A 26,801-nucleotide genomic window follows, 5' to 3' on the forward strand; every position below is an offset into this window, starting at 1 on the left:
CTCAAGCGGTTTTCGCGCGAGGCGGGCATCAGTTCACCCCGTGCCCGTCACGTCGTTCAGGTCAACATCAACACTCCACGCTGCCGAGGGAGGCCGTCCAAGGCTTGTTTCGCATCCCGTGACGCGTTTCAGGCATCACGGCCCGGCGAGCGGGCTACCTTGTGTGTTGTGGACCCGACCAACGCGCTGCCACCGGCCGAGTTCGACCTCCGGCTGGTCCGCTACTTCGCGGTGGTCGCCGAGCAGCAGCACTTCGGCCGCGCCGCGGCACTGCTGCACGTCACACAGTCGAGCCTGAGCCGCCAGATCCGGACCCTTGAGCAGCGCGTCGGCGCCCGGCTGTTCGACCGGGGCCGGCAGGGCACCCGCCTTACCCCCGCCGGAGCCGCGTTCCTTCCCCACGCCAGGCAATTGCTGGCCGTCGCCGCGACGGCCGCGGCGGAGGCCCGCGCGGCCGCGACGCCCAGCCGGGTCACCGTCGGCCACACGCGCGGGCTGATCATCACTCCGGCGGTGCGGCGACTGCGCCACCACCACCCCGAGGCCGAGGTGCACACCGTGCACCTGGAGCTGTCGGAGGTGCGGACGGCCCTGTTCGGTCACCGGGTGGACGCCGTCGTGACGCGACTGCCGTTCGCCACCGACGGGCTGCGCGTCACCGTCCTGCACGAGGAGCCCCGGGTGCTGCTCGTGGCCGGGGACCACCGGCTGGCCGGCCGGGAATCGGTCACCCTCGATGACATCGCGACCGAGCCCATGCCGAGGCTGCCCGATGCGGAGTGGGACTCGTACTGGCGCCTGGACCCCCGTCCGGACGGCACGCCGGCACCCGATGGTCCGCTGATCGGCCACCTCGAGGACTCGTTCGAACTGATCGCCTCCGGGCAGGCCGTCGCCATCGTGCCTGCCGGGCTGCGTGCCGACAGCACCCGCCCGGACCTGATCTCGATCCCACTGCACGGCTTCGAGCCCTGTCAGGTGGTGCTCGCCACCCGCGCCGGGGAGACCGCGCACTTGGTGGCCGCGTTCCGCGAGGCCGCCCAGGCCCTGCCGGAGGGGGCGGACCACCCCTGCGGCGACCGTGCCGTGTGATCTTGGACGGCACGGTCGCCGCCGGCCGCGCCGAACCGATCCGCTTGATCTCGGCCTCGTCTTCATTGCATAGGGACGTTATCTACCTTGTCCCGAGCGACGAGAAGGTTCAGGTGACGAAACCGGAAACCCCGACGGGTGCAGCAGTTCAGTACTGGCGCGTCATTCAGTTGGCTACGCGGCCATCAGCCCGTCCGGCACACAAGCAGCCCGAGCGTAGACAGCGCGTATCATTTCAGGAAACGGCCCTTCCACGAAGCGAATTCGGCATGTCGTCCTGATCGCGCACGAGTTCCCGGTGGTGCCTGGAGGTATCGACTTCTGCGTTCGGGCGGGACATGGCGCCGATCTCGGCGAGACCATTTCCCTTACGGTGGAGGCGATGGTGGACTCGCCGGGCTCATGACCGCTTCGATCTCTCCGGCAGGAGCAGGCACTGCCGACCGGCAGGGCTCACTACTCCGATACCGCCTCATTCCTTCCGCGGGGCGCGGCGGCCGACCACCCGTCCAGCGGTCCGCTGGGTGATTGTTCGCCTGTTAGTGTCAGAAAGCTGCTACGACGGTAAACCCACTGGGGGACAGGTGCTTGCTCGTCGACTGATCAGTGCAGGGGCCTCGCTGGTGTTAGCCGGGGGCTTTCTCATGACGGGCGCGGGGGTCGCCGCCGCGGGCCCGTGGATCTCGGTGGAGTACCAGGACGCCGCTTCGTACCCGTTCACCCGAGGCGACGCGCGGTTCTACCCCGACGTGCTCAACGAGCAGGTCGAGGTCTGCGACAGGATGAACGACGGACTGACCGTATCCGCTCAGCTCCGCTACAACGGCGCGGTCCAGCTCGAGGTGACCGACCGCACCGGCGCGGATATCTTCTGCGCCAAGCAGAACCTGGACATACCCGAGGGCACCCCGGTGTCGCTGCGACTGTGCGTCCAGAACCTGGACTGCACCGCGTGGCACGACGGTGTCGCGTAGGCCACCTCGTAAATGATCCCCAGGCCGTGGTCCAGCGTCGACGGCCGGTAGATTCCGGGCGGATCGAGGGGGTTGCTGTGCGAGACGATCATCCCGCCATCGTGGCGGCGGGTGCCGGCGACCTCGCGCGGTTGACCGCGTTGCTCGGGGCCGAGCCGGAGGCGGTGAACGTTCGGGGGTGGATGGGCATCACCCCGTTGATGGCAGCCGTCTGGCAGGCCGATTCCGCGACCGTGGCGCGGTTCCTGTTGGCGCGGGGCGCGGATCCGCTCGCCGTGCGAAGTGACGGGGACGGCGCGCTGCACCGAGCGGCCAGCGGTGAGGTGGCCGAGCTGCTGGCGGCGGCCGCCGGGCCGGTCGGGTTGGCCGCTCGCTACCTCTTCGGCCAGACACCGCTGCACGTCGCGGTCGACGAGGGACACCTGGACGTGGTGCGGGTCTTCCTCGCCCACGGCGCCGACCCCGCGGCGGTCGACCGGCGCGGCGACACGCCGTTGGATCTGGCCGACGATCCCCGGATCGCTCGCCTGCTGGTGGAGGCGGGCGCGCCACCGCAGACCGGCCGATCGGCCACACCGCTGCACCTCGCCTGCCGACGAGCCACCCGCGACCCGGGTTGGGTACCGGTCATCGAGCTGCTGCTCGAACGCGGTGCCGACCCCGGGCGGCGGGACGAGTTCGGCTCGCTGCCCTCGGACCTGCTCGGCGAGCACGAGGTGCGCGACCGATTGGTCACCGCGGTCACCCGGGCCGGGCGCGAGGTGGACCTCACCCCCACCGAGGCCGCGGCCCACCGGCAGGAGCGGGTCGCCATCCGGCCGGACGGGACCGAGGCGGTGACCAGCACGTTCTCCGGCACTGTTCTCGTGCGGTGGCGGCTGGCTCCGGCGATCACCCCCGTCGAGGCCCTCCGGGTGGGTGTTCGCTCCCGCGCCCGGGGACCGTATGGGGCGGGGCTCGTCTTCGCCGACGACGAGTCCGTGTGGCTGCGGGACTGGGACGACCTGCGCCGCTCGCGCGTGATCGCCGCCGAGCTGGTGCCCGAGGAACCGTATCCCCATCCGGTGCTGTCCGGCGACGGCCGGTTCCTGCTCGTCGCCTCGGCAGAGTGTCTGCGGTTGATCGATCTCGAACGCGAGGAGACCGCCGGTGAGCTGGGTGGCCTCGGTGACTGGAGTATCGAGGCGCGCTTCGCGCCCGACGAGCGCACCATCGCGGTCGGCAACTCCATGCAGGGCACCTGCTGGCTGACCATTCTCGACGCGAACCTCGGCGAACGCTCCGTACGCCAGGCCGACCTGCCCAGCAGCAACCAGCCGGAGACCGTCTCCGACGTCGCTTTCGCACCGGACGGGCGCACGGTGGCGACCTGGATCCGTCCCGACCGCGCCGGGCACAACGGCTACCGCGGGCTGGCCGCCGTCACCCGGACTCACGACGGCGAACCAGCCTGGCACCGGCACGTCGACGACGGCGTCGCGGGTGCGCCGGGGAAAGTCACCTCGGCGGCGCTGTGCTTCACCTCCGACGGCTCCCGGCTGGCGGTCGGACTGGACACGGGAATCCTGTGGCTGGACGCCAAAACCGGTACCCCCACCGGTCACGACACCCTCGGCTCGGTGACCGCCCTGGCATCCCACCCCGCCCTCGGCGTGCTCGCCGCCACCGACCACGGGCTACACCGGCTCGACCCCCGATAACCGGCGATCACCGTCCAAACAGGACAAGGAACCCCGCTGGGGGCCTGCTCGGGTCAGGTCTTGAGCCAGGCGGGGCGTGTGCCGTTGTTCAGGGTGCGCCATTCGTCGGCGAATCTGCTCCGTAGTGCCGCGGCTTCGGCTTCGTCGCGCCCGTGGAGGAGGCCGAAGGTGAAGGTGTTCTGGTTCTCGCCGAATCCCGCGATGGCGAGGTGGCGCAGTGCGGTGCGGTCGACCACGGTGTCCTGGTGTTCGCCGAGCGTGCTCTGCACGGCTTTGACGTGTTTGCGCCAGGTGCGTAGCTTCGTGCCGAAGACGGGCCGGACAGTGTTGGCGGCATACCGGGCTCGCTTGGCCTTCTTGCGGACCTCGTGCAGGGCCTTTTCGAGCTCGTCGCCGGTAAGTCCCTGGGTCGCGGCTTCGGCGCGGTGGAGCTTGCGCGCGGCCTTGCGTACGGGTTTCCGCAACGCCTTGCGCCCGGTCTTGCCGGTCGGCGGTGACGTCTCCAGCAGCGCCGCCATCGCTTGCAAGAGGGCGAGGTATCGCTTGCCTGCCAAGGCTTCCCTCGCCCGCGCGAGTCCTGTTTCGGACGCCCGGGCGAAGTCACGGGTCAGGTACTGGCGCAACGGCCCGAACAGCAGCTCCGTGGGGACATCGTCCAGCCGGGCACGCAGGCGGGCTTGCGTGACTTCGACGTCGCGTGCGGGCCCGAGTTCGGCGCCCAGCCACTTCAGCTCGGCCGCGACACGGGCGGCGGCCTTTTTGTCCACAAAGGATTTAAAGGTCTTGAGCGTGCTCCGCAGTTTCCGCGCGGCTACCCGCATCTGGTGCACGGAGTCCTCGGCCTCGACCCGGACACCGAGGTCGGCGCGGCGCAGCCGCTGGAACTGCTCGCGCAGGTACGCGTGCACCACCTCGTGCGAGGTGCGTGCTCGCGGGCTCCGGTCCGGAACCTCGTCGCTGATCAGTCGCCGTAGTTTGGAAGGCCACCAGACGTCCTTGGCACCGGACTTGCGTAATGTCCGGTCCAGTTTGTCGAGCAGCCGGGGAGCCGCCTGCGCGTCGAGTTCGACTTCCAGTTCGCGCCAGCGGTCGAGCCGGAGCGTGGTCCCGCCGACGACTTCACCGGTGACATGGTCGTCCGCCAGTACCGCGAGCGTCCGGCCGGCCGCGTCGGCCAGGCGGTGGGTGAACCGGTCGGTCCGCACCCGCGCGACCGGGCGCAGCTTCGCCTCAAGCGTGAACGCGCGCAGCAGGGCCGCGACCCGGCCGGGCACCGTCGTCTTCTCACCGAGCGGCAGACGCAACTCCTGACAGGTGTCCGCGGCGAGCGGGACCTTCACGTGCCAGCCGGCATCCGTCCCACCCGTACGTCGTCGCAGCGTGATCCCGGCCCGCGCCAACCGGAAATCGGTGGTGTCGTAGTAGGTAGCGTCCAGCGTCCGCTCGACAGGAGCTTCCTGCGCACGCACCTTTCCGGTGCCCGTCAGCCGCGGTATCCCGGCTTTCGGGCTCAGCTCGTACTTCCGCTCGCGCTCGATCTCCGACGAAACCTCTCGCATGCCCATCTCCTCTCCCAGCAGTAGCCCTCCCTCGACGGCTACCCCGCAGAGGCCGTCCGCAACCGGTCTCGGCATCGCGAGAGCGGCGTCCCCCGGAGAACGGGAGCCAGGCTCGCACACCTCGACTCGGTTCCAGGCATCACCACCGCACCCGCCGCCCTCGTCGGAGTGCGCGTCCTGCTGTCCGGCCAGCTGTGAGACCGGCAGCTCGCGTAGCGGCACGCGCTCCAAGACCTGCTCACCGACGTGAGCCGGTGTGGGTCGCAGCATGAAACGGACCCACACGTCGGCGCAGCTCAACTGCGGTCGGTGCTTGTGCGCCGGCGCAACACCCCCGCCGACAAGAACGACTGGGCGAGGCTCACGGTGCCGCCCTGGTGTCCCCGCTCGCCGAGTACACCGGCACACACCGCGACGGCAGCGCCGCGTCGATCCCACGAACGACACCCACGCCGAAGACGGCCCCCGAAGCGGAGATCCGTCAACATCACGTCCTGCCGCAACCCCAGAGGCCAGTCCCATGGATCGCAGCAGTCACCGACAACACCCCTGACGACGCATCACCGGACGATCGTCAAAATCGCCCTCAAATCGCCCCTGCTCATGGGTAGCAAAAAAGCCCAGGCCGTCGGCCTGGGCTTGTGCTCCCCCGCTTGGACTCGAACCAAGAACCCTCCGGTTAACAGCCGAATGCTCTGCCAGTTGAGCTACAGGGGATCGTTGTTCACTTTTCGTGCCGCCGGAGTTGTTCTCTCCGTCCGACGAGAAGAACTTTAGCCCATGCCGCCGGGCGCCCGTGCGGCACCCCCCTGTTAGCCGGCCGCCGCGCGGCGGCCGGTTTTCCGGGACAATGGGTCCCCGGGGCGTGATCGACAGGAGGCGTGGGCCGGATGAAGAAGTTCCTGCTGGGTGCGGGCCTGGGTTACGTACTGGGCACGAAGGCAGGCAGGGCGCGGTACGACCAGCTCGTCCAGGCCTACCGCCGGGTCGTCGATCATCCGATGGTCCAGGGCGCGGCCGGGGTCGCCCGCGCCAAGCTGTCCGAGCGGTTCGGCCGGGGCCGGTGAGCGGTCAGACCCTGGCCACGAAGAACACCCGGCGGAACTCGAACCAGGTCGTCCCGTCCGGGCGCGGCGGGTAGGCCTCGTCCAGGAGCGGGGCCAGCTCGGCACGGAACCGCCGCCAGTCCTCGTCGCCCAGCCGCGCGCGGACGGGCCGCAGCGCGGTGCCGGTGACCCATTCCAGCACCGCGTCCGGCCCGGACAGCGGCTGCATGTACGTGGTCTCCCAGGCATCGACGCCGCATCCGGCACCGGCCAGCAGGTCGGCGTAGTCGCGCGGAGTGCCGACGGCGTCTTCGTCGCGCAGCAGGCCGCCGCCGAGGACGTCGGCCCAGCCCGGCGACGCGGCGAGCGCGCGGATCAGCGCGTGCGAGGGTGCGGAGAAGTTGCCGGGCACCTGCACCGCGAGCCAGGCCCCGCCGGGCAGCTGCCGCACCCAGCGGCTCAGCAGCTCCTGATGGCCGGGGACCCACTGCAGGACGGCGTTGGACACCACGACGTCGGTGTCCGACGTGGGCTCCCAGTCCCGTACGTCGAGCACCCGCGCGTCGAGTCCGCGCTCCCGGGCCGCGGTCACCATTTCGGGTGAACTGTCGCTCGCCTCGATGGTCGCTTCCGGCCAGCGTTTCGCCAGGTCGACGGTCAGGCTGCCCGGTCCGCAGCCCAGATCGGCCACGCGGCGCGGCGCGGTGGCGCCGATCCGGGCGACGAGATCGTGGAACGGCCTGGACCGCAGGTCGGCGTAGTCCAGGTACTTGGCGGGATCCCACATGACGCACCTCCGGACGACAAACAGTACGCTCGTACTGCTGCGACCAGTACGAGCGTACTGCTAATCGTGGGGCGTGGCCAGCTTCGCGGCGACCTCGCCGGCGATGGCCGCGACCAGCTCGGCGTCCGTGCCCGGATCCGGCCGGGCCTGCAGCACGACGCCGTCCCGGCCGGGGATCTTGCGCTGCACGAACCACGCGCCGCCACCGGCGAGTTCCTGACGGTGCCGCGAGCGGACCGAGCCGTCGACCCGCAGGCGCACGTGGTGCGGCACCTTCCCCGGCGCGGGCAGCCGGAAGGACACCGGGGCGCGGTCGGTGAGCAGCACCGCCGCCCCGGCCTCGCCGGTCTCCTCGGACTCGGTCAGCGTGAACACGCCGTCGGCCCACGCCGCCTTGCCCACCAGGTGCCAGCCGACGCGCCGCGCGCCTTCGCCGTCCGGGATCCACAGGCCGAGCGCGGTGACCACGAGATGCCCACCGCCCTCGACCCGCGCGCTGTCGACGACGTCCTCCCCCGCGGCCAGCTCGCCGGGAAAGCCGTCCGGGGTCCGGTCGCCGAGCAGGCGGCGCAGCAGGTTCATTCCCAGCCGCCGCTCGCCTGCTCCCGCAGCGCCTTCCGGTACTGCTCCAGCGCGACGAGGTCGCCGAACAACGCGCGGTAGTCGTCCGGCGCCTCGACCGGCGACAACCGCTGCAACTTCGACTTGATCTCGCCGATCTGCCGCCCCACGAGGTTCTCCTGCACCCCGGCGAGCACCCCGGAAATGTAGCGAGAGTCGACCTCTCCCTTGGCACGCAAGGGTTCCACCGCCAGTTCGCTGAGCACGCGCCGGACCGTCCCTTCCGGACAGTGCGGCGCGGCGGCGTCCAGCAGCGCCGGCCCGGTCAGCCCGGAGGCCGCGCCCCCGGCCTTGAGCAGCGCCAGGTGCACCGCGACGTACACGGGGTGGGTGAACGCCTCCTCGGGCAGCGAGTCGTACTCCGGTCCGGCGATCGCGGGCTGCTGCAACGCCGCCTTGAGTGCCTCGCGCTGCCCGACGAACCGCGGGTCGTCCGGTGCGGGCCGGGGCAGGTCCTGCTCGCCGCCCGGCGCCGCGGGCGCCTGCTGCTGCCGCTGGGGCTGACGCCGCGCCGGGGCCGCCACCCCACCCCGCTTGTCGGCCGCGCCCGCGCTGCCGCGGACCCGGTTCACCACCTGCGCGACGTCCTGCCAGCCCACCCACCAGGCGAGTTTCGACGCGTAGCCGTCCCGGCTGGCGCGGTCCTTGATGGAGGCGACCATCGGGACGGTCTTCTGCAGCGCCGCGACCTGGCCGTCGACGGAGTCCAGGTCGAACTGCTTCAGCATGCTCTTGATCGCGAACTCGAACAGCGGGGTCCGCCGCGCGACGAGATCTTTCACCGCGGCGTCGCCCTTGGCCAGGCGCAGCTCGCACGGGTCCATCCCGTCCGGCGCGACCGCGATGTAGGTCTGCCCGGCGAAGGTCTGGTCCCCCTCGAACGCCTTGAGCGCGGCCTTCTGGCCCGCCTCGTCGCCGTCGAAGGTGAAGATCACCTCACCACGGAAGGCGTCGTCGTCCATCATCAGCCGCCGCAGGACCTTCATGTGGTCCTCGCCGAACGCGGTGCCGGAGGAGGCGACCGCCGTCGGCACGCCCGCCGCGTGCATCGCCATCACGTCGGTGTAGCCCTCGACGACCACCACCTGGTGCCGCTTGGCGATCTCGCGTTTGGCCAGGTCGAGCCCGAACATGACCTGCGACTTCTTGTAGATCTGCGTTTCGGCGGTGTTGAGGTACTTCGCCTCGATGCGGTCGTCGTCGAACAGCCGCCGCGCGCCGAAGCCGACGACCTCGTTGCCGACGTCCCGGATCGGCCACACCAGCCGCCGGTGGAACCGGTCCATCGGGCCGCGCTGGCCCTCCTTCGACAGCCCGGACGCGAGCAGCTCCTTGACCTCGAACCCGCGCGTGAGCAGGAACTTCGTCAGCTTGTCCCAGCCACCGGGCGCGAAGCCGCAGCCGAAGGTGCGCGCGGCGTTCTGGTCGAACCCGCGCTCGGCGAGGAAGTCCCGCGCGAGCCGCGCCTCGTCGGTCAGCAGTTGCTCGGCGTAGAACTCCTGCGCCAGCCGGTGCGCCTCGATCAGCCGCGAGCGGGTGCCGCGGTCCCGCTGGACGCTGCCGCCGCCCCCCTCGTAGTTCAGCCGGATGCCGACCCGGTCGGCGAGCCGCTCGACCGCCTCGACGAACGAGATCAGGTCGATCTTCTGGATGAACTTGATGACGTCGCCACCTTCACCACAGCCGAAGCAGTGGAAGGTGCCGTGGGTGGGGCGCACGTTGAACGACGGGGTCTTCTCGTTGTGGAACGGACACAGCCCCTTCAGGCTGCCGCCACCGGCGCGGCGCAGGGCCACGTACTCACCGACGACCTCGTCGATCCGGTTCCGCTCCCGCACCTCCGCGATATCGCTCTCCCGAATACGTCCCGCCACGGGAACCACTCTAGTTCTCCCCGTTCCGGCGCCGTACGGCACACTCGACCTATGAGCACGCCCACCGCCCTGGACGGACTCGCCGCCGAGTTCGCCGAACACCGGTCGCACCTGATCGGGGTCGCCTACCGGCTGACCGGCACCCGGTCGGACGCCGAGGACGCCGTCCAGGAGTCCTGGCTGCGGCTGAGCGGGCTCGCCGAGGGCACGCGCGCGGCGATCCGCGATCTGCGGGGCTGGCTGACCACCGTGGTCGGCCGGATCTGCCTCGACCGGCTGCGGTCGGCGGCGGTGCAGCGGGAACGCTACGTCGGGCAGTGGCTGCCGGAGCCCATCGTGACCCCGTTCGGGCAACCGGTGAGCGAGGATCCGCTCGACGCCGCCGTCCGCGACGACGGCGTCCGGATGGCCGCGATGGTCGTGCTCGACAAGCTGACCGCCGAGCAGCGCGTCGCGTTCGTGCTGCACGACGCGTTCTCCGTGCCCTTCGGGGAGATCGCCGAAATCCTCGGGTGCAGTACCGAAGCCGCGCGGCAGCACGGTTCCCGTGGCAGGCGCGCGCTCGCCGACGCCGACCCGCCCCCGCGCGTCGACCTCGAAGAGCAGGCCAAGGTGCTCGAGAAGTTCGTCACCGCGCTGCTGGCGGGCGACATCCGCGCGGTGACCGAGGTGCTGCACCCGGACGTCGTGCTCATCGGCGACTCGAACGGCAAGGGCCGCACCACCCGCCAGATCATGGTCGGCGCGGACAAGCTCGTCCGCTTCTTCGGCGGCCTGCTGCGCAAGTACCCGCCGGGCGTGCTCACGCGCGGCGCGCCGGTCCTCGTCAACGGCGACCTCGGCCTCTACCTGCCGCCGGCGCCCGCCGAGGAGGGCTATTACACCCTGGACGAGCACGTGCAGGGGATGAGCATCCGGGACGGGAAGGTCGTCGCCATCTACGACGTCGTCAACCCGGACAAGCTCACCGGCATCACGCGTCCCGTCGCCGGGCACTGAGGACGCCCGCCCCCAGCACCACGAGCGCGAACACGGCGAAGTAGGCCAGCGCCCACGGTTGCGGGAGCGGCGAGTCGGACAGGATGTTCGCGTTGCCGCCGCTCCGGCCGCCGCTCGCCCCGCCGGTGCCGCTGAGGAATTTCGTCGCGGCGTTGAACGGCAGCCAGCGGTGGACCGGTTCGCCGACCTCCGGGATCGCGCCGATCAGGTCCTCGACCGCGAGCGGGTAGAGGACGCACACCGCGACGGCGCCCGCGCTGTGCTCGATCAGCAGACCGACCCCGACCGCGGCGACGGCGCCCAGCGCGTACACCGCTCCGGTGCCCGCGAGGATCGTCCAGTCCGCGGCGCTGTCCAGCGCGAGGTCCGCGCCCGGTGGCGCGACCACGAGGCACGCCACCCACGAGCCGAACGCCGCGACCTCCCCGAGCGCGAACGCGAAGCCCGCGACGACGGCGGCCTTCGCCACCAGTGCCGGGGCCCGGCGCGGGACGGCCTGGAACGTGGTGTGGATCGTGCCGGTGCGGTACTCGGTGGTCACCGTGAGCGCGGCGAGGGTGAGCACGACGGCGAGGCCGAACCGGTAGCCGAACTGCGTGGTGGCGACCGTCGGCAGGTCCTTCGACTCACTGCCGCCGCCCGCGACGAGCGCCGCGAACCCCGCGGTAACGGCGAGGGCGAGCAGCGCGCACGCCCACGGTGCGCGGGTGCTGAGCAGCTTGATCCGCTCGGCTGCGAGCAGGTGCATGGTGGATTCCCCTTTCGTGACAAGGGAATCCTGGCGACGCGACGGGCCACGCGCGTCGGGCCGGAGCCGGACTTCCGCGGTCCACCCGAGGTAGGAGGCGCGCGGCTCGAACGCCCCAATGTGGCATTGGGTGCGTTGGACGCACCCAATGTGGCGTTCGGTGCGTTGGACGCACCGAACGCCACATTGGGGCGCACGACCCCGGCACTCCGCTCCCCTACGGCAGCGGGATCCGGCAGGCGTCGCCGGAGGTGAACCCCTGGGCGACGATGCCGAGCGCGCTGTTCATCCTGGCCCGCGAGTTCTCCAGCGCGATCTGGTAGGTCAGCTCCAGGACGCCTTCACGGTCGAACTCGGCTTCCAGCTCCGCCACCTGTTCGTCGGTCACGGTGATCGGGCTCGCGGTCATCGCGTCGGCGTAGGCGAGCGCGAGCCGCTCCTGCCGGTCGAAGGCGGGCGAAGTGGCGTACTCGTCGATGTGCTTCAGCCGCTCGATGTCCAGACCGCCGTGCAGCTGGAGCATCGCCCCGAAGTCGACGCACCACGAGCAGCCCAGCTGCGTCGCGACCCGGTACACCGCCAGCTCCCAGACGTTCTTGGGCAGCTTCTTCATCGCCCGCTCGACCAGCAGCTCGTGTGCCGCGCTCGCCCGCAGCAGCCCGCCGTGGTGGGCGGTGACGGCCATCGGCTCCGGCACGGCGCCGTACCGCCTGCCCGCCATCCGGTAGAACAGCTTGAGGAACAGCCCGGCTTCGCTGGTCTTCTTCGCGGGGATACGGGGCATGATTGCCTCCTCCAACTCGTTTACCTGCGGTTACGAGGAGGACGAGACAGCACCGGCGGGTGTGACAGCTTCCGCGTCCCGCGCGGGTGACGTGCACCACGCGAGCCAGCCGAACACTGCGGTCCCGAGGTGCTGGATTCGCCGGAAGAACTTCTCCGCGAGGGTGTCGATCCGCGCCGAGCCCGTTCGTAGGCTGGGTAAGAGACCGGCACTCGATCGGTCGGCACGCACCGGAGGCCACGATGTCCGCCCAACCCGACGACAGCGCACCACGCACCGCGGCCGAGGAGAACCTGAGCGCCACTCTGACCATCGCGGCGCCGGTCGCCACGGTGTTCGCGGTGCTGGCGGACCCGACGACCCACGCCGCGATCGACGGCACCGGCTGGATCCAGGAACCCGTGGACCGGACGCCGCTGGCCGAGCCGGAGCAGATCTTCCGGATGAACATGTTCCACCCCAACCATCCCGACGGCGAATACCGGGTCGCCAACAAGGTCCACGTGTTCCAGGCGCCGCACGCCATCGGCTGGCTGACCGGGACCGAGAAGAACGGCCGCCTGGAGTTCGGCGGCTGGTTCTGGCGGTACGACCTGGCGCCGCACGGCCCGTCCGGAACCGAGGTCACGCTGACCTACGACTGGTCGGCGGTGCCACCGTCCGTCCGGGAGTACATCCAGTTTCCGCCGTTCGGCACGGAGCATCTCACCAATTCCCTGCGGCACCTGGCCGAACTCGCCGCGTCCGCACCGGCTCGCGAGGTCCGCGAACCACGGTGACCGCGGCCGTCTCGGGGCATACCCCCTGCACATGCCCCGAGACGGTGCGCGGATCGCGTGACTAGCGCGTCTTGACCACGACGTCGAGGTCGTACAGCGGCCACGGGTCCGCCGTGCACCAGGTGTTGATGGCGCCCTGGCGCCGCCAGTACTCGGCGCCCTCCTGGCACTTCCACCCGGTCACGTTGTTGAGCTTGTTGGTGCACACGTAGTGGTGCTTCGGGTCGGCCTTGTTCAGGGACGCCGCCCGCGCCTCGCAGGCGGGATTGTTGGCCATCGGCCGCGCGCCCGACGGCTGCTCGGCCGCGAGCGCGGCCCCACCGGCCAGCAGCGGCAGACTCGCACCCAGTGCGACGATCCCCGCGAGAATGGTCTTCCGCATTTCTCCTCCTGATTTGTGTGACCGGCCCGGCGGTGACCCCCGACGGGCCGGAATCAGTACAGCGCGTTCTTCGCCAGGCGCGGCCGAATCGGGCTGTCACCGGATGTCCCGCCCTGTACACGACATCCTGACCTGCGATTTCCCGATCGAGTGAACGCACCTGCCGACCCGGTGCCACCACGCCCAGCACCGGAAACGGCAGGGCGCGCGTCTGAGGTGATCAGGCGGTCACCGGCGACGTGTAACCCTGTGCCCGCGCCGGATTGATCCGCTTGGCCACCCGCGAACCCCAGTTGCCCTCGATGGTGACCAGGCCGTCGGCGCCGTTGGCCACCACCAGGCCGACGTGGTCGGCGAGGCCGTTGCCGTTGTCGTCCCGGTAGACGATCGCGTCCCCCGGCACCGGCCGGTATCCGCTGGAGACCGGATGCCAGGTGCCGTGCCGGGCGCCGAACTTCCTGAACGACTCGGCATACGCGTCGAGACCGTCGATCTTCAGGCCCGCCCGCTTCCAGACCCAGCGCGCGAAGTCCGCGCACCACGCCACCCTGCCCCAGCCCTCCGGGCAGCCCGCCGAGGTCCGGCCCAGCGCTCCGGTGTAGAAGTTGCAGCCGTCGACCTGGTGGTTGTGTCCCGCGTCGGTCAGCTCCGCGGTGGCGATCGCGGCGACCCGGTCCGCACCCGAGGGCGCCGAGTCGAGCCGGGCCGCGGGCGCCGCGCACGCCGCGGCGATCCGCGGCAGCAACGGCGCGAACCCGGCACGGCTCTGGAGGACGTCCAACGGCTTGGTGACCGGCGTGGTCGCGGTCCGTTCGATCGCGGCGAAAGTGCCGTCGGCCTTGGCGCAGTCGAGGGTCAGCACGTCGGCGTTGGCCGCGCTGCCGGGGAAGGCGGCGAACTGGCCGGCCAGCGCGGTCCCGCCGATCGACGGGTCGAGATCGTACATCGGCGCGACCGTGGCCACGTTGTGCCACGCGTCCTGCAGCCCGGCGCTGCCCGCCTGGTAGGTCCAGCCCCGCAGCGCCGGGCGGTAGTGCGCGCGCACCTCGTTGCGCCACGAACGCACCTTCGCGAGCACCCTGTCCCGGTCACCGGCGGCGACGAGACCGCGTTTCTCGGCGTTCCACAGGAACCAGGCCCCGGCCGCGGAGACGTTCCACACGCAGGGCTTTCCCTTGTCGTGGCCCGATTCCGAGTAGGCGGCGCACTGACCGCCCGCCGCGAGCGGGATCCCGGCCAGCCAGGTCGCGACCTCCCGCACCCGCTCCGCGGGGACCCCGCCGCCGTCGAACCCGGCCAGCAGGGTCCGGCCGACGTGCCACGCCCCGGTGATGGTGTAGGCCGTGGTCGCGGGATTGGTCGTGCCGTCACCGTAGGCGTCGTAGGGCTGCCCGAGTCCGTATCCCCTGCTCGGGGTACGGAGCCCGTAGAGCCGGTTCAGCCAGTCCTGGGTGCGCTGATCGTGCCAGCCGAACTTCTGCCCGGCGTACCAGGCCAGCGGCGCGACGAACTGGGCTCGCACGTACTGGTGCGCGGCGTCCGCCCGCCGCACCGCGTTCACCGACTCGTCGTAGGTCCGGTCGGCGAGCCGCGTCCACTTCTGGTCCTGTCCCGGCTGTTCCTGCCGGGGCGCCGGACTCGCCGACGCGGTCCCGATCGTGGCCAGCACGACGGCGATCGCACCGGCCACAGTGACCATGAACTGTTTTCGCATCTTCCGCTCCCCTGGTCCGCCCACCGCTTCCGGTGTGGTCGGCCCGAGCGGACCAGAAACGACGGTCCGGCCAGAAGGGGGAACGCTGTCCTCCCGTGTCGCGCCTTGTCACCGGACACCGTCCCGGCTGCCCCGCGACGCGCTGAGCTGGGCGTTCAGGTCTTGATGTAGGAGTTGATGGTCACCGACCGTTCGAGACCGTTGTTGTGCTGCAACAACGTTCGCCGCGGTCCCGTGCAGTCTCCGCTGGCGTAGCCCCACTGGCGCTCGGTGCTCGCGTTCATCACCGACCGGGCGGTGAACGGCAGCGGGACGCACTGGCGCCCGTCCTGTTCCCAGTCCGGTGGCCATTGGAGCTTCTCGCCACCGAAGTCCGGCTCCGGCCAGAAGCAGATCGAGCCGGGCGCGCATGCGGGCACCACCACACTGACCGGCTGCGCGCTCCTGTTGAGCACCGTGATCACCGCGGCCGCCGACGCGGCGACCGCCACCACCACGGCCCCGAGCACCAGGTGACCACGGCGAAGTCCCGACGCGGGCCGTTCCGGAGCTTTCTCCACCGTCGTGTCCGATGTGGACTCCAGCGTGCCGCGGACCGCGTCGAGCCGGTCGAACAGCTCAGGCTGGCCGCATCCGTGCAGGTAGCACCGCAACTGATCGGCCGAGGGCAACAGCCCGTTCTCGATGTTGGACACCCGCTGGCGGGTCAGCGCCGCCCGCCCGAGCACCGAACGTCGCGCCACCGTCTCCTGCGTCAGCCGCCCGCGCAGCTCCCGCAACCGGGCACCGAACGCTTCGGCGGACGCGATCTCCGGTTCTTCCCCTGAACCCACGTCGCTCCCCTCCCCGTAGGACGGGGTCAGTCTGGCACAGTCCGGTCACCGAACGTACGCGTTCGGTGACACGACCTCGGCCGACGCGACGGACACCTCGACACGATTCGCGCCGACCCTGATTTCGTGGTCAGCGCTCCCGTCGTTCGGGAGGGGTGAGCGCGCGAAGTGTGCGCAGCGTCCGCGCGAGTGCGTCCAGCCGATCGCTGCCGACGGCTTCCTCGGCCTCGCCGAGGATCGCCCAGTATTGCTGTTTTTCTTGCCAGTCAAGGGAAAGCGAGGCGATCCGCGCACTTCCGATACGCACAGCGAGCCGGACACGGACGACGACGGGCTCGCCCGCGTAGGCAGGCGGGCCGCTGAGGGCCTGCGCGGCGGTGAGTTCGTCGAGCAACGCGTCGTGTGCCGCACGGGCGGCTGCGTAGGGGCCGCGGCCACGGTCCCGGACACCGTCGGCCACCCGTTGCAGAGCCACCGCGACGAGCGCGATGATCCCGGCCTTGACCACCCCTTTGACCGCCCAGTCCTCGACAGCGAACGCGCCCAGCGACGCGGCACCGACCGCCACGCCCACCAGCACGGCAATCTTCACGATGAACCGGACGAGACGGTCGAGTAGCGACTGGTCTTCGGTGACCTTCGCTTGACGTAGCTGCTCGCGGAGCCACTCGATCCCTTTCAGGGCGTCGTAGCGTTCTCCCGGGCTCAGCCCGCCACGCCGCGTAAGGGCGTCGACCACCTCGTCGGCTTTCCCCGGTGGCAGACCGAGCAGGTCCGCGACCTCACCGAACGGAAGAGCCGCCAGGCTCGACCTGGCCACCAGCTGCGGCATCGCCTCCTTGACGGTCTGGCGCGCACGGCCACGCGCGGACAACCGCAGCTGCTCCTCCGAAAGGTCCAGCAAGTTGTTGAGGTCGACGGCGACCTCGCGGAGGGCCCGACTGGCGAGCCGCGAGTCACGGGCCGCACGGGCAGCCGCGCGGGCCTGTTCGTGTTCGAACAGCCGATCCAGCGGAGGCAGCCCCTCCGAGGACACCGTGTCCTCGGGCCGGGGCAGACGGGACGAGCCGGCCTCCGACTCTCTCGGCGGTTTCCCATGCTGCCCGAACAGGCGTTCCGCCTGCTGGCGCGCCTGCTCGACCGCGGAGGTCTTTTCCGGTTCACGGCGGGGAGGGCTGGTGCGGAAGAACGAATCCCGTCGCTCCGGTCCTGAGCGGTAGACCATCGCCCTCCTTACGATCAGCGATGCGGGGGAATCATGACGCGCGCTCCTCATGCCCAGTCAAGTCGCCGATCACGCTGGCAATGCGCCGAGCGGAGTCTTCGACCGAGAGTGCCACAGCGGAGATCTGCCGCCAAGAGGACTTGATGCGCTCGACCGGGGCACTGTCTTCGATGAAGCTGTTCAGCGCACGTATCTCGGCATAGGCGAAGGTCGGCTCGGCAACGTAGTCCAGCAACATCACCGGCCCCTCATGCCCGGCATGCGCTCCGACGGAGAACGGGACCACGCGCACCACGACGTTGGAGCGCCGGTTCAGCGCCAGTAGATGTTCAAGTTGCGCACGCATGACATCCGCACCACTGACGGCACGCCTGAGGGCCGTTTCCTCGACAATCAACCGCACGTCCGGAGCACCGAGTCTGCCGAGTATTCGCTGGCGACGCCGCCGTAGCGACACTCGCTTCTCGACATCGGCCTCGGAGAGATCCGGGTTGAGGCGCCGCATCAGGGCACGGGTGTAGTCGGAGGTCTGGGCGAGCCCAGGAATCAACAGCGGCTCGTAGTTCCTGATGGCAGCCACGCCCTGCTCGGCGCGGCTCAGTTCCTCCCACATCGGTGACATCGCTTCGCTGACCTCGTGCCAGTTGCGTTCCTCGCCTTCACGCAACAGGCGGAGCAGTTCCTTGCGTTTGTCTGCGGGGACTCGCAGGAAGCCGAGGATCGCCGACACTTCGTCCGGGTATAGGCCACGCGCCCCCGTCTCCACGCGGCTGATCTTGCTTTCCGAGCACCCGAGCGCGTCAGCGACGTCCAGGCAGGTGACGCCCCGATCGTTCCGCAGCGCGCGCAGCTCTGCCGACACCCGTCGTTGTCGCTTCGAAAGCCCCTTGCGCTCACCCAGGACTCCCCTTTCCCTTCGCTGGCAAGACACCTTGGCGTCTTGCCACGCGGGCACGAAAGAGGCGTCACCCGAAGGAGTCCGTCCGTGAATGCCACATTGAGGGACTCAGAGTCCCTCAATGTGGCATTCACGGACCACGGGAACCGCTACGCGGTCAGCGGGCGGACGTCCCAGACCCAGACGCCGCCGACGAACTCCGCGGGCTTGCGCAGCAACAGGTCCACAGTGGACCGCAGGGCGTCGGCGTGGTCGCGCGGCCCGAGCACGAGGACGTCCGCGTTCCACACCCGCAGGTCTTCGAGCGCCCGGGTCCGGTCGTCCTCGCTGATCGGCCAGGCCTGGCCGGTGCGCTCGACCTGTTCGAAGATCTTCGACGTCGGGCGCGGGTCGGCGCCGTAGCGTCCGCGCTTGTCCGTCTTGCTCTGCGGGCCGACGAAATAGCCCTCGGGCATCGGATAGCCGAGCCCGGCGTCCACCTGCCAGTGCAGCGGTTCCGCCTCACCGGTGCTCGGCAACGGCACCGGCACGAGTGCGCCGCCCGGGGCGACGTAGCTGCGCCAGATACCGTCGGCGAAGAACGATGGCGAGGCCGGGCGCGGTTTCACCACGAGTTCGGTCGGCGCGATCGGGAGCAGCACCGCCACCACGGCGCCGATCCACATCAGCCGCAGCGGCAGCCGGCGCGCCCCGTCCACGGCGTCGGTGTCGGGCTGCTTCGCCGCGGCGGCGAACACGCGGTCGGTGGCGATCGCCAGCAGCGCCCCGACGGCGGGAAGGCAGCCCATCGCGAGCCGCGATTCGAGGATCGAGTCGAGGAAAGGCAGGCCGGACAACCACTTCCACGGCCCCGGGACGCCAGTTTCCTCCTTGACCGCCAGCAGCTGTACGCCCATCGACAGCCACGCCATGACGAACATGGTGATCGCGAACGCGCGGGCCACGACATCGCGCCACAGCCAGACGGTCAGCACGACCATCAGCGCGATGAGCGGCCAGCCGAAGAACGCGTTCTCCTCGGTGCGGTTCATCGACACCTCGGCCGCCGCGGACGGCACGCCCGACACGGACTGCGTCGCGAAGCGGGTGAACGCGGCGAGGTCGTTCCCGGCCTCGCCGTGCCGCAGCTCGTGGAAGCTCTGCGGGCCGAAGAACTGCCACCACAGCGGGAAAGCCGACAACACCAGGGTGATCGCGACGCCGAGGCCCATGCCCTTCGCGAGCGGCTTCAGCATCGGCTTGAACTCCCGGCGGCGCGGGATCAGGTACGCGAGGACGAACACCAGGAACGTCAGCGCGAAGATCATCAGCGGCTCTTCGCCGAGGAAGATCTGGTACGTGGTCAGCAGGCCCAGCACGACGCCGTTGCGGACCGGCCGCTGCCCCTTCGCGATCTGGATGACCTTGAGCGCGATGAACGGCAGCACGAACAGCACCACGAAGTTCGGGTGCGCGCAGGCGTGCGAGATCATCGGCGGGGCGAACCCGCAGAACGCGCCGCCGATCGCGGCCGAGGCCCGGTTCGTGGTCAGGTGCCGGGAAAACACCCAGTACCAGGCGGACGCGGTCCCGGCGAGACCGATCGTCAGCACGATGGCCCAGGTCACCGTCGCCCCGAGCAGGACCGTCACCGGGGCGAGCGGGATGGTCAGGCCGAACATCGAGGCGTTGGCCATCATGTTCACGCCGTCGGGGTAATTCTGCAGATCCGTGAAGAGCGGATTCTTCAGGTGCAGCACCGCTTTCGCGGTCACCGACGCGTACCACTCCCACTGGCTCTGGTCGGCCGCCCCGTTCCAGAGGTAGCCGCTCTTCAGGTCGAACCAGAGCCCGTTGTAGAGCAGGATCGTGAAGAGCAGGAAGCCGCCCATGATGGCGCTGTCCTGCCACGCCCAGCGCCGGGGTCTCGTCCCGGTCGGTACCGGCGGGGGGCCGGGTTCGGTGAGTTCGGGAACAGCTTCGGACCGCACACTCACGGTTGGACCACCCTGGCGAAGAAGTAGACGGCGCCGGTCCCGGCGTGCCGGACCAGCAGGAGGAACGGACGATCGACGGAGACGGCGACCGGGTCGCCGGGCATCAGGGACATCAGGCGCATCGTCACCGCGGTGGCCGCGGCGCCCTCGAGCCCCTGTTCGTCCAGCCGCAGCACGGCCTGGTGCAGCACGTCGGACACTTCGAGCCGCTGATCCGGCGAGAGCCCGGTCAGGTCGGCCCGGTTCGTGAACATCGTCCGCACCCCGAGCTCGCCGAGCGCCGCGGTCAACGGTGTCCGGACGTCGAGGTCGATCTTGGGCATCGCCAGCCGGACCTGCTCGGGCCGCGGCGCGTCGAGCAACGCGCCCAGCGCGCCCTCGTCGAGCGCGGCCTCGGCCTCGCCGAGGTCACCGTCGGGCAGCAGCACCACGGCCTGCACTCCCCCGGCCGCGGGCAGCTGGACGATCTGCCAGCCGTCCGACCGCGCGTAGCCGAGCCGCTCGTCCAGCCGCATCGTCGGCACCTCGCGGGTCCCGGCCGGGGCGTGGAACTCCGCCGGACCGGTCGCGTCGTCGGGAAACCGGTGCAGCCACGAGGTTTTCAGGTACAGGGCGTTCACGAGCGCGGCCACCGTGTCCTCGTCGACCGAGCCCGGCGGCAGCAGCGCCGGGATCAGCCCGTGGGTGGTTTCCGCGACGTCGGCGTTGATCCGCGCGCGGGCGGCTTCGGGATCGTCCCCGAACGGCGCGCTCGCGACGGCCCCGTTGGGCCAGGTGGCCAGCTCCGCGCGGAAGCCGTCTTCGAGCGGCAGCGCGTCCCACGCCCAGAACGTGTTCGCGACGGCGAGTTCGGGTGCTTCCCGCTGGGTCTCGGGCGCGAGTTTCGCGGCGGCGCGGAGCAGGTCCGCGTGCGCGTCCAGCGCGGCGGCGTCGCCGGTCTCCCCGGCGAGCAGGCGCAGCAGTTCCTCGGCGGTGACGCCGCGGGCGGCGCGGCTGGTGAGACCCAGCGCGGAAGCCACCGAGTACGGGGAGAAGCAGCTGTTCTCCCCCGCCGCGCCGACCCGGTGCAGGGCGAGGGTGAACCGGAGGTGGCTGTCTGTGGCGGCCATAGCGCGACCTTACCCGACCAGGTCACCCCGGCCGCAGGCCCCGAAACCCGCGGACGGAAGTCCGGCCGCCGGTGACAAGTCCCGGTGCCGGAAGCCGTATGCCCGTGCTCGGGCCCCGCTCAGCCATAGCGCGCGGCGTACCACGAATGCCAGGTGTGTGCCTGTGCGTCGGTGAGCGAGGCGACCTGGTCGACCACCACCCGCAGCCGCGCGGCGTCGTCCGGCGCGGCCTCCCAGGCCGGGGCGAACAGCGGGTCGAGCGCCTCGGGCCCGCGGAGGCAGAGCGCGCCGACGAGGTCCGCCAGCAGCTGCCGCTGGCCGTCCTGCGTGGCCAGCCGCCGCCGGTCGCTCATCACGTACCGCAGGGCGAGCGCTTTGAGCAGCGCCACCTCCGCCGCCGCCTGCTCGGGCACCACGAGCCGCGCGGCGTACCGCGTCAGCGGTCCCTCCCCGTACTTCTCGTGGGTGGCGGTGACGACCGCCGTCGCGAACCGGCCGACCAGCTCGCTGGTGAGCCGCTTCAGCGCGACCTGTGCCCGCGGCGAGCCGCCCGGCCCGGCCCGCGCGACCTCGGCGACCACCGGCAGGTCGAGCAGTTCCTTCGCCGCACTCTCCAAAGTGGACACCGACTGCGCGGAGAAGTGCGCCGCCGCGGCCTCGGCGACCGCGGCGCGTTCCTCGGGATCTCCCAGCAGCCGCAAGGAGATCCGGCCGGCGAACACGCCGTCCTCGACGTCGTGCACGGAATACGCGACATCGTCCGCCCAGTCCATGATCTGCGCTTCCAGACAGGTGCGCTCCGCCGGGGCGCCCTCGCGGATCCACGCGAACGCCGCCGCGTCGTCGGGATACACGCCGTACTTCGCCTGGCCGGGGCGCCGGGCCCACGGGTACTTCGTCGTCGCGTCGAGGCAGGCGCGGGTGAGGTTGAGGCCCGCGCTCACTCCGCCGTCCCCGACCACCTTCGGTTCCAGCCTGGTCAGGATGCGCAGGGTCTGCGCGTTGCCCTCGAACCCGCCGCACGGCCCCGCGGCCTCGTCCAGCGCGCGCTCGCCGTTGTGCCCGAACGGCGGATGCCCGATGTCGTGCGCGAGCCCCGCGGTGTCCACCAGGTCCGGATCGGCACCCAGTTCCTCGGCGATCCCGCGGCCGATCTGCGCGACCTCCAGGGAATGCGTCAGCCGGGTGCGCGGGACGCCGCTGACCTCGGCACCCTCCCCGGGGCCGACCACCTGGGTCTTTCCGGCGAGCCTGCGCAGCGCGGCCGAGTGCAGCACCCTGGCCCGATCGCGGGAGAACGGGCTGCGGCGCTCCGGGCGCGCGCCGGCCAGCGCCGAGCCCTTGGCGGGTTCGGGCAGCGGTCTGGCCTGGTCGTGCTCGGTGTAACCGTCCACGCGCCCCAGCTTAGGCGCCGGGTACGACAGTTCCGGCGCGCTCAGTCCAGGATCGTGTCGAACAGCGCGTCGGCGGGGTTCTTGGTGAGCCGGTAGAACAGCAGCGCGCCGGTCTCCCGGACGATGTACCTGACCTGGGTGTTCCGCGCCCGCACGATCGGCCCGCTGTGCGTCGGCGCGGTCCAGGCCTCCAGCCCGACGTCGGTGGCCATGATCCGGGCGCGGAAGGAGTGCCACGGATCGCTCACCAGCACCGCGCGGTGCCAGCCGCGCGCCCCCACCTCGGTGGCGACCGCGCGCAGGCTGCGCAGCGTGTCGTTGCCCTCGCCCACCGGCAGGGTGGCCGCGGCGGGCACCCCGTGCCGGGTCAGCCACCGCGCGCCGGCCTCGGCCTCGGTGTAGTTGTCCCGCTCCTGCTTGCCGCCCGCGGTGACGATCGTCTTCGCGACGCCCGCGTCGTAGAGTTCCTTGGCCTTCATCAGCCGCGCGGAGAAGACGTCCGAGGGCATCCCGTTGTACTGCGCCGCGCCGAGCACCACGATGACGTCGGCGGACCGGCGGTCCTCGCCCCTGGCCACCTGCCAGACCCGGAACGCGGTGCCCCCGCCGACGAGCAGCGCCACCAGCAGCGTGCCGAAGACGACGCGGCGGACCCAGGCGGCTCCGGTGGGTTTGGTCCGTACGGCGGTACTCACGCCGAGTATCTTCTCAGATACTCATCCGCCGCCGGGGACGACGCACCGCGAGCGCATCACAACCAGCCATTCTCCTCGGCGAGGCGGACGGCTTCGGCGCGGGTGCGCGCGCCGGTCTTGCCGATCGCGGCGGAGAGGTGGTTCCGCACCGTGCCCTCGGACAGGTGCAGCGCGCGGGCGACGTCGGCGACGGTGCTGCCGTCCTTCGCCGCCCGCAACACCTCGTGCTCCCGGCCGGTGAGCGGGCTCGCCCCGGTGGCCAGTGATTCGGCGGCCAGCGCGGGATCCACCACCCGGAGTCCACTGTGGACCTTCCGGACGGCCTCGACGAGCTGCTCGGGCGGGGCGTCCTTGACCACGAACCCCACCGCGCCCGCGGCCATCGCCCTGGCCAGGTACCCCGGCCTGCCGAAGGTGGTGCAGATGATCACCCGGCAGGAGGGGAGCGCGGCGCGCAGCTCGGCGGCCGCGGCCAGGCCGTCCTTGCCGGGCATCTGGACGTCCAGCAGCGCGACGTCCGGAGTGGACTCCTTCGCGGCGGGCACCACCTCGTCCCCGGACGCCACCTGCCCGACGACCTCGATGTCGGACTCCAGCCCCAGCACGGTCGCGAGGGCGCCGCGCACCATCGCCTGGTCGTCGGCCAGCAGCACCCGGATCAAGCCAGTCCTCCCGCGGGTTCGGCGCGCACGGCCGGGGTGGCCGCCGCCGCGACCGGGACCTCGGCCCGGACGGTCAATCCTCCCCCGGCGCGCACCGCGGTGCGCAGGGTGCCCCCGATCGCGCCGAGCCGTTCGGTGAGGCCGCGCAATCCGTTGCCCGGCACGATCTCCTCCGCCCGTCCGTCGTCCTCGATCTCCAGCCAGTTCCGGCCGAGCCGCACCTTGACCTTCTTCGCGCCGGAGTGCCGGAGCACGTTGGTCACCGTTTCCCGCAGCACGTATCCGAAGGTGTGCTGGTACTCCGGGCGGACGTTGTCCACCGCGTGCGGCAGGTCGGCGTCGATCTCGGCGGCCCGCAGCGCGGCTCGCGCCCCGACCAGCTCCGCCGACAGCGACACCTCGCGATATTCCGAGACCGTCGCCCGGACGTCGGAGAGCGCGCTGCGCGAGAGGGCTTCGACCTCGCGGATCTCCTCGACGGCGCGCGGGATGTCACCGGCGCTCTCCAGCACCCGCCGGGCCACCCCCGCCTTGACGGTGATCGTGGTGATGCTGTGCCCGAGCAGGTCGTGCAGGTCACGGGCCACCCGCTCCCGCTCGTTGACCACGGCGAGCGTCGCGATCTCGTGGTTGGCCCGTTGCAGGCGTTTGATCGCGCGGACCATGTTCGCCATGAAGAACATGCCCGAGGTGATCGAGGCGGTCGAGATCAGGTCACCCTTGTGCTCGCCGAACTTCCCGGCGAGCACCATCCAGAGCAGCGCGACGACCAGCGCGGCGCCGTCCAGCAGCAACGCCCAGCCACTGGGCAGCATGAACGCCAACGTCGCCGTCGCGTAGACCAGCAGCCACGTGTTGTAGCCCAGGAGCCAGAAGACGAGCAGGCCGAGGCCCAGCATGACCGCCGAGAAGACCAGCTTGTCCCGCAGCGGGCGGCGGAACGCCGCCGGGAAGGCCAGATAGGCCAGGCTGTAGGCCCCGACGGCGGCCAGGATGACCGCTTTGGCCCAACCGGGGCTGTCGGCCTCGAACACCGACGGGACGATGGGGACCAGGAACGGCAGGAGGAACACGACGCCCGAGAACGGCCACATCCGCTTGCCCGGCCCCTCGTCCGGGCCCAGCGGCGTGTCCTGCCACAGCGTGGCCTTGTCCCACAACCAGTGGCCGTCCTGGCCGGACAGGCGTTCACCCACGTGCCTTGCCTTCCCCTGATCCCGGTCAGACCCGGGCGCTGTCCTTACGGTAACGCCTGATCACGAGCGCCCCGAGCACGACGGTCCACGCCGCGAGCACGCCGAGAGCGGCCGGGAAACCCACCAGCATCGTGTTCGTCACCGCGGGCCGCACCAGCTGGACGATCCAGTACGTCGGGGTGATCTGGGCGACGTCGTGCATCCAGCCCGGCATGGCCTCGATCGGGATCCACAGCCCGCCGAGGAACCCCATGGCCAGCATCAGCAGCATGTTCACCGGCTGCATCGACTCCTGCGTGACGAACTGGCCGATCAGCAGGCCGAGCAGTACCAGCGGGATGGTGCCGAGCCAGATGCCCGCCACGATCCGCAGCCAGCCCGCCGCGTCGAGGTGCACCCCCTGGAACAGCACGCCGATGAGTGGCACGAGGATCAGCGCGGGCAGCCCGACCAGCATGCCGGAGACCGCCTTCCCGCCGAGGTACCCCGCGCCGGACAGCGGGGTCAGCCGCAGCTGCCGCTGCCAGCCGCTCGCCCGTTCGACGGCGAGCCGGGTGCCGCTGGTCATCGCGGCGGAAAAGGTCCCCCAGGTCATCATGCTGACCATCACCACGGCGACCACCGCCGCGTGATCGGGCGTGTCCTTGGTGAAGACGTTGGCCTGCAACAGGAACATGATGACCGGCAGGCCGAGGACGAACAGCAGGAACCGGGGCGCGCGGAACACCCGCCGGATCTCGATGGCGAAGTAGGACAGTTTCATCGGGTGGGCTCCTGGTCCGTCTCGTCTCCGGTGAGGCTGAGGAAGGCGCCTTCCAGTCCGACGGCGCCGATCTCGATGTCGTGCACGGCGGGAACCGCGGCCATCAGGGCCCGCAACGTCGTGTCGGAGTCGGCGCTGGAGATCGCGACCCGGTCGCCACGCAGCTCGTAGCCGGTGATCGCGGGAAGGGCCGCGATCACCGGCTCGGTCGCCCCCGGCACGCCGGCGCGGATCGTGCGTCCCCCCGCCAGGGCACGGACCTCGGCGACGGACCCGTCGGCGACGATCTTCCCGGCCCGCAGCAGCACGACGCGGTCGGCGAACTCCTCGGCCTCTTCGAGGTAGTGGGTGGCGAACAGCACGGTCCGCCCGGAGTCGGTGAACTCGTACATCGACTTCCAGAACTCGCGGCGGGTGCCGACGTCCATCGCCGCGGTCGGCTCGTCGAGCACCAGCAGGTCCGGATCACTCACCAGCGCGACGGCGAACCGCACCCGTTGTTTCTGACCGCCGGAAAGCTTGGTGGCGCGGCGGTTCGCCAGGTCCTCGATCCCGGCGCGGCGCAGGGCCTCGCGTACCGGCATCGGCCGGTGGTGCAGCGCGGCGACCATTCCGACGGTCTCGCCGACCGTGAGGTCCTCCAGCAGCGCGCCGCCCTGGAGCATCGCGCCGATCATGCCCGCGCGGACGGCGTCGAACGGCGTCCTGCCGAACACCGACGCGGTGCCGGAGTCCGGTGTGGACAGTCCGAGCAGCAGGTCGACCGTGGTGGACTTCCCGGCGCCGTTCGGACCGAGCAGCGCGACCACCTCGCCGGGCGCGATGGTCAGGTCGACGCCGTCGACCGCGCGGACCTCGCCGTAGTGTTTCCGCAGCCCGGTCAGGTGCACCGCGGCCCCCGCCGCGACCGCCGGGTCGCGGCTGATCTCTCGTGTTCCCATGCCTTCGAGCCTGCCGCCGGAGGCGGCCCCGCTCGCAGCCCAACCGTCAC

At 70.9% G+C, this 26,801-nt stretch carries 25 protein-coding genes and 1 tRNA gene; 6 read left to right on the forward strand and 20 right to left on the reverse strand.

Going from position 1 to position 26,801, the window contains the following annotated elements; translation table 11 throughout:
* Positions 1 to 168: 168 nt before the first annotated feature.
* The 3 genes from ABD987_RS37875 to ABD987_RS37885 all read left to right on the forward strand — a co-directional run bounded on the left by ABD987_RS37875 (position 169) and on the right by ABD987_RS37885 (position 3,766).
* Entirely contained in the window at positions 169 to 1,092 is a 924-nt protein-coding gene (locus ABD987_RS37875) for a LysR family transcriptional regulator (protein WP_345405965.1), read from the forward strand.
* Between the two features lie 644 nt (positions 1,093 to 1,736).
* Positions 1,737 to 2,066, forward strand: a complete 330-nt coding sequence (locus tag ABD987_RS37880) for a hypothetical protein (protein ID WP_345405968.1) — start codon at positions 1,737 to 1,739, stop codon at positions 2,064 to 2,066.
* Between the two features lie 77 nt (positions 2,067 to 2,143).
* The gene (locus tag ABD987_RS37885; RefSeq protein ID WP_345405971.1) at positions 2,144 to 3,766 is read left to right on the forward strand and encodes an ankyrin repeat domain-containing protein; all 1,623 of its coding nucleotides are present in this window, start codon (positions 2,144 to 2,146) and stop codon (positions 3,764 to 3,766) included.
* Between the two features lie 53 nt (positions 3,767 to 3,819).
* On the opposite strand, the gene ABD987_RS37890 is transcribed toward ABD987_RS37885, so the two are convergent.
* Entirely contained in the window at positions 3,820 to 5,325 is a 1,506-nt protein-coding gene (locus ABD987_RS37890) for a CYTH and CHAD domain-containing protein (RefSeq protein ID WP_345405974.1), read from the reverse strand.
* 644 nt (positions 5,326 to 5,969) lie between these two features.
* Positions 5,970 to 6,042, reverse strand: a tRNA-Asn gene (locus ABD987_RS37895).
* 173 nt (positions 6,043 to 6,215) lie between these two features.
* On the opposite strand from ABD987_RS37895, the gene ABD987_RS37900 reads away from it, so the two are divergent.
* Entirely contained in the window at positions 6,216 to 6,392 is a 177-nt protein-coding gene (locus ABD987_RS37900; protein ID WP_345405977.1) for a hypothetical protein, read from the forward strand.
* 4 nt (positions 6,393 to 6,396) lie between these two features.
* Here ABD987_RS37900 and ABD987_RS37905 read toward each other — a convergent pair whose 3' ends face one another.
* Genes ABD987_RS37905 through dnaG form a run of 3 tightly spaced genes read right to left on the reverse strand, consistent with a single transcriptional unit; the run spans position 6,397 to position 9,653 of the window.
* Positions 6,397 to 7,158 (reverse strand): trans-aconitate 2-methyltransferase, encoded by a 762-nt coding sequence (locus ABD987_RS37905; RefSeq protein ID WP_345405980.1) that lies wholly within the window; start codon positions 7,156 to 7,158, stop codon positions 6,397 to 6,399.
* Between the two features lie 60 nt (positions 7,159 to 7,218).
* Positions 7,219 to 7,740 carry a hypothetical protein gene (locus tag ABD987_RS37910; protein WP_345405983.1) on the reverse strand — a complete coding sequence of 174 codons (522 nt, stop codon included), beginning with the start codon at positions 7,738 to 7,740 and terminating at the stop codon, positions 7,219 to 7,221.
* Positions 7,737 to 9,653: a DNA primase gene (gene dnaG, locus ABD987_RS37915; protein ID WP_378214252.1), complete on the reverse strand. Its 1,917-nt coding sequence runs from the start codon at positions 9,651 to 9,653 to the stop codon at positions 7,737 to 7,739. Before dnaG ends, ABD987_RS37910 begins: the two co-directional genes overlap by 4 nt.
* 51 nt (positions 9,654 to 9,704) lie before the next feature.
* Between dnaG and ABD987_RS37920 the strand changes: the two genes are divergently transcribed.
* The gene (locus ABD987_RS37920) at positions 9,705 to 10,652 is read left to right on the forward strand and encodes a sigma-70 family RNA polymerase sigma factor (RefSeq protein ID WP_345405989.1); all 948 of its coding nucleotides are present in this window, start codon (positions 9,705 to 9,707) and stop codon (positions 10,650 to 10,652) included.
* Here ABD987_RS37920 and ABD987_RS37925 read toward each other — a convergent pair.
* Together ABD987_RS37925 and ABD987_RS37930 are read right to left on the reverse strand one after the other, a co-directional pair.
* Positions 10,627 to 11,400: a hypothetical protein gene (locus ABD987_RS37925; RefSeq protein WP_345405992.1), complete on the reverse strand. Its 774-nt coding sequence runs from the start codon at positions 11,398 to 11,400 to the stop codon at positions 10,627 to 10,629. The two genes, ABD987_RS37920 and ABD987_RS37925, sit on opposite strands and share 26 nt — an antisense overlap.
* A 217-nt stretch (positions 11,401 to 11,617) precedes the next feature.
* Positions 11,618 to 12,184 (reverse strand): carboxymuconolactone decarboxylase family protein, encoded by a 567-nt coding sequence (locus ABD987_RS37930; protein WP_345405995.1) that lies wholly within the window; start codon positions 12,182 to 12,184, stop codon positions 11,618 to 11,620.
* A gap of 242 nt (positions 12,185 to 12,426) precedes the next feature.
* On the opposite strand from ABD987_RS37930, the gene ABD987_RS37935 reads away from it, so the two are divergent.
* Complete coding sequence (locus tag ABD987_RS37935) at positions 12,427 to 12,963, forward strand: SRPBCC family protein (protein WP_345405998.1); 537 nt, start codon at positions 12,427 to 12,429, stop codon at positions 12,961 to 12,963.
* Positions 12,964 to 13,024: 61 nt separating this feature from the next.
* Here the strand turns inward: ABD987_RS37935 and ABD987_RS37940 are convergent, their stop codons facing one another.
* The 13 genes from ABD987_RS37940 to ABD987_RS38000 form a co-directional block, all read right to left on the reverse strand.
* On the reverse strand, positions 13,025 to 13,345 hold the full coding sequence (locus ABD987_RS37940; RefSeq protein ID WP_345406001.1) for a hypothetical protein: 321 nt from the start codon (positions 13,343 to 13,345) through the stop codon (positions 13,025 to 13,027).
* Between the two features lie 220 nt (positions 13,346 to 13,565).
* Positions 13,566 to 15,059 carry a CHAP domain-containing protein gene (locus ABD987_RS37945; RefSeq protein ID WP_345406004.1) on the reverse strand — a complete coding sequence of 498 codons (1,494 nt, stop codon included), beginning with the start codon at positions 15,057 to 15,059 and terminating at the stop codon, positions 13,566 to 13,568.
* 155 nt (positions 15,060 to 15,214) lie between these two features.
* Positions 15,215 to 15,892, reverse strand: coding sequence for a helix-turn-helix domain-containing protein (locus ABD987_RS37950; protein ID WP_345406007.1), 678 nt, complete (start codon positions 15,890 to 15,892; stop codon positions 15,215 to 15,217).
* Between the two features lie 130 nt (positions 15,893 to 16,022).
* On the reverse strand, positions 16,023 to 17,117 hold the full coding sequence (locus ABD987_RS37955) for a hypothetical protein (protein WP_345406010.1): 1,095 nt from the start codon (positions 17,115 to 17,117) through the stop codon (positions 16,023 to 16,025).
* Between the two features lie 31 nt (positions 17,118 to 17,148).
* Positions 17,149 to 17,979, reverse strand: a complete 831-nt coding sequence (locus ABD987_RS37960) for a helix-turn-helix domain-containing protein (protein ID WP_345406013.1) — start codon at positions 17,977 to 17,979, stop codon at positions 17,149 to 17,151.
* Between the two features lie 185 nt (positions 17,980 to 18,164).
* Positions 18,165 to 19,886, reverse strand: a complete 1,722-nt coding sequence (locus tag ABD987_RS37965; protein WP_345406322.1) for a glycosyl transferase — start codon at positions 19,884 to 19,886, stop codon at positions 18,165 to 18,167.
* Between the two features lie 101 nt (positions 19,887 to 19,987).
* Positions 19,988 to 21,100 (reverse strand): serpin family protein, encoded by a 1,113-nt coding sequence (locus ABD987_RS37970; RefSeq protein WP_345406016.1) that lies wholly within the window; start codon positions 21,098 to 21,100, stop codon positions 19,988 to 19,990.
* A 119-nt stretch (positions 21,101 to 21,219) separates the two neighbouring features.
* Positions 21,220 to 22,494: a deoxyguanosinetriphosphate triphosphohydrolase gene (locus ABD987_RS37975; RefSeq protein ID WP_345406019.1), complete on the reverse strand. Its 1,275-nt coding sequence runs from the start codon at positions 22,492 to 22,494 to the stop codon at positions 21,220 to 21,222.
* Between the two features lie 41 nt (positions 22,495 to 22,535).
* The gene (locus tag ABD987_RS37980) at positions 22,536 to 23,189 is read right to left on the reverse strand and encodes a YdcF family protein (protein WP_345406022.1); all 654 of its coding nucleotides are present in this window, start codon (positions 23,187 to 23,189) and stop codon (positions 22,536 to 22,538) included.
* 56 nt (positions 23,190 to 23,245) lie between these two features.
* Complete coding sequence (locus tag ABD987_RS37985) at positions 23,246 to 23,851, reverse strand: response regulator transcription factor (RefSeq protein WP_345406025.1); 606 nt, start codon at positions 23,849 to 23,851, stop codon at positions 23,246 to 23,248.
* Entirely contained in the window at positions 23,848 to 25,047 is a 1,200-nt protein-coding gene (locus ABD987_RS37990) for a sensor histidine kinase (RefSeq protein ID WP_345406028.1), read from the reverse strand. Before ABD987_RS37990 ends, ABD987_RS37985 begins: the two co-directional genes overlap by 4 nt.
* Positions 25,048 to 25,072: 25 nt before the next feature.
* Entirely contained in the window at positions 25,073 to 25,810 is a 738-nt protein-coding gene (locus ABD987_RS37995) for an ABC transporter permease (RefSeq protein WP_345406031.1), read from the reverse strand.
* A complete protein-coding gene (locus ABD987_RS38000; RefSeq protein ID WP_345406034.1) occupies positions 25,807 to 26,751 on the reverse strand; it encodes an ABC transporter ATP-binding protein in 945 nt (314 codons plus the stop codon). Before ABD987_RS38000 ends, ABD987_RS37995 begins: the two co-directional genes overlap by 4 nt.
* Positions 26,752 to 26,801 lie beyond the last annotated feature (50 nt).

It is taken from the genome of Amycolatopsis samaneae, from assembly GCF_039541975.1.
Classification (GTDB): Bacteria; Actinomycetota; Actinomycetes; order Mycobacteriales; family Pseudonocardiaceae; genus Amycolatopsis; species Amycolatopsis samaneae.

Coding starts and splice junctions, on each gene's coding strand:
- ABD987_RS37880 (WP_345405968.1), top strand. CDS start 1,737: ATGACGGGCGCGGGGGTCGCCGCCGCGGGCCCGTGGATCTCGGTGGAG.
- ABD987_RS37970 (WP_345406016.1), bottom strand. CDS start 21,100: ATGGCCGCCACAGACAGCCACCTCCGGTTCACCCTCGCCCTGCACCGG.
- ABD987_RS37890 (WP_345405974.1), bottom strand. CDS start 5,325: ATGCGAGAGGTTTCGTCGGAGATCGAGCGCGAGCGGAAGTACGAGCTG.
- ABD987_RS37920 (WP_345405989.1), top strand. CDS start 9,705: ATGAGCACGCCCACCGCCCTGGACGGACTCGCCGCCGAGTTCGCCGAA.
- ABD987_RS37965 (WP_345406322.1), bottom strand. CDS start 19,886: ATGGGCGGCTTCCTGCTCTTCACGATCCTGCTCTACAACGGGCTCTGG.
- ABD987_RS37900 (WP_345405977.1), top strand. CDS start 6,216: ATGAAGAAGTTCCTGCTGGGTGCGGGCCTGGGTTACGTACTGGGCACG.
- ABD987_RS37925 (WP_345405992.1), bottom strand. CDS start 11,400: ATGCACCTGCTCGCAGCCGAGCGGATCAAGCTGCTCAGCACCCGCGCA.
- ABD987_RS37910 (WP_345405983.1), bottom strand. CDS start 7,740: ATGAACCTGCTGCGCCGCCTGCTCGGCGACCGGACCCCGGACGGCTTT.
- ABD987_RS37940 (WP_345406001.1), bottom strand. CDS start 13,345: ATGCGGAAGACCATTCTCGCGGGGATCGTCGCACTGGGTGCGAGTCTG.
- ABD987_RS38000 (WP_345406034.1), bottom strand. CDS start 26,751: ATGGGAACACGAGAGATCAGCCGCGACCCGGCGGTCGCGGCGGGGGCC.
- ABD987_RS37905 (WP_345405980.1), bottom strand. CDS start 7,158: ATGTGGGATCCCGCCAAGTACCTGGACTACGCCGACCTGCGGTCCAGG.
- ABD987_RS37935 (WP_345405998.1), top strand. CDS start 12,427: ATGTCCGCCCAACCCGACGACAGCGCACCACGCACCGCGGCCGAGGAG.
- ABD987_RS37995 (WP_345406031.1), bottom strand. CDS start 25,810: ATGAAACTGTCCTACTTCGCCATCGAGATCCGGCGGGTGTTCCGCGCG.
- ABD987_RS37955 (WP_345406010.1), bottom strand. CDS start 17,117: ATGGTCTACCGCTCAGGACCGGAGCGACGGGATTCGTTCTTCCGCACC.
- ABD987_RS37945 (WP_345406004.1), bottom strand. CDS start 15,059: ATGCGAAAACAGTTCATGGTCACTGTGGCCGGTGCGATCGCCGTCGTG.
- ABD987_RS37930 (WP_345405995.1), bottom strand. CDS start 12,184: ATGCCCCGTATCCCCGCGAAGAAGACCAGCGAAGCCGGGCTGTTCCTC.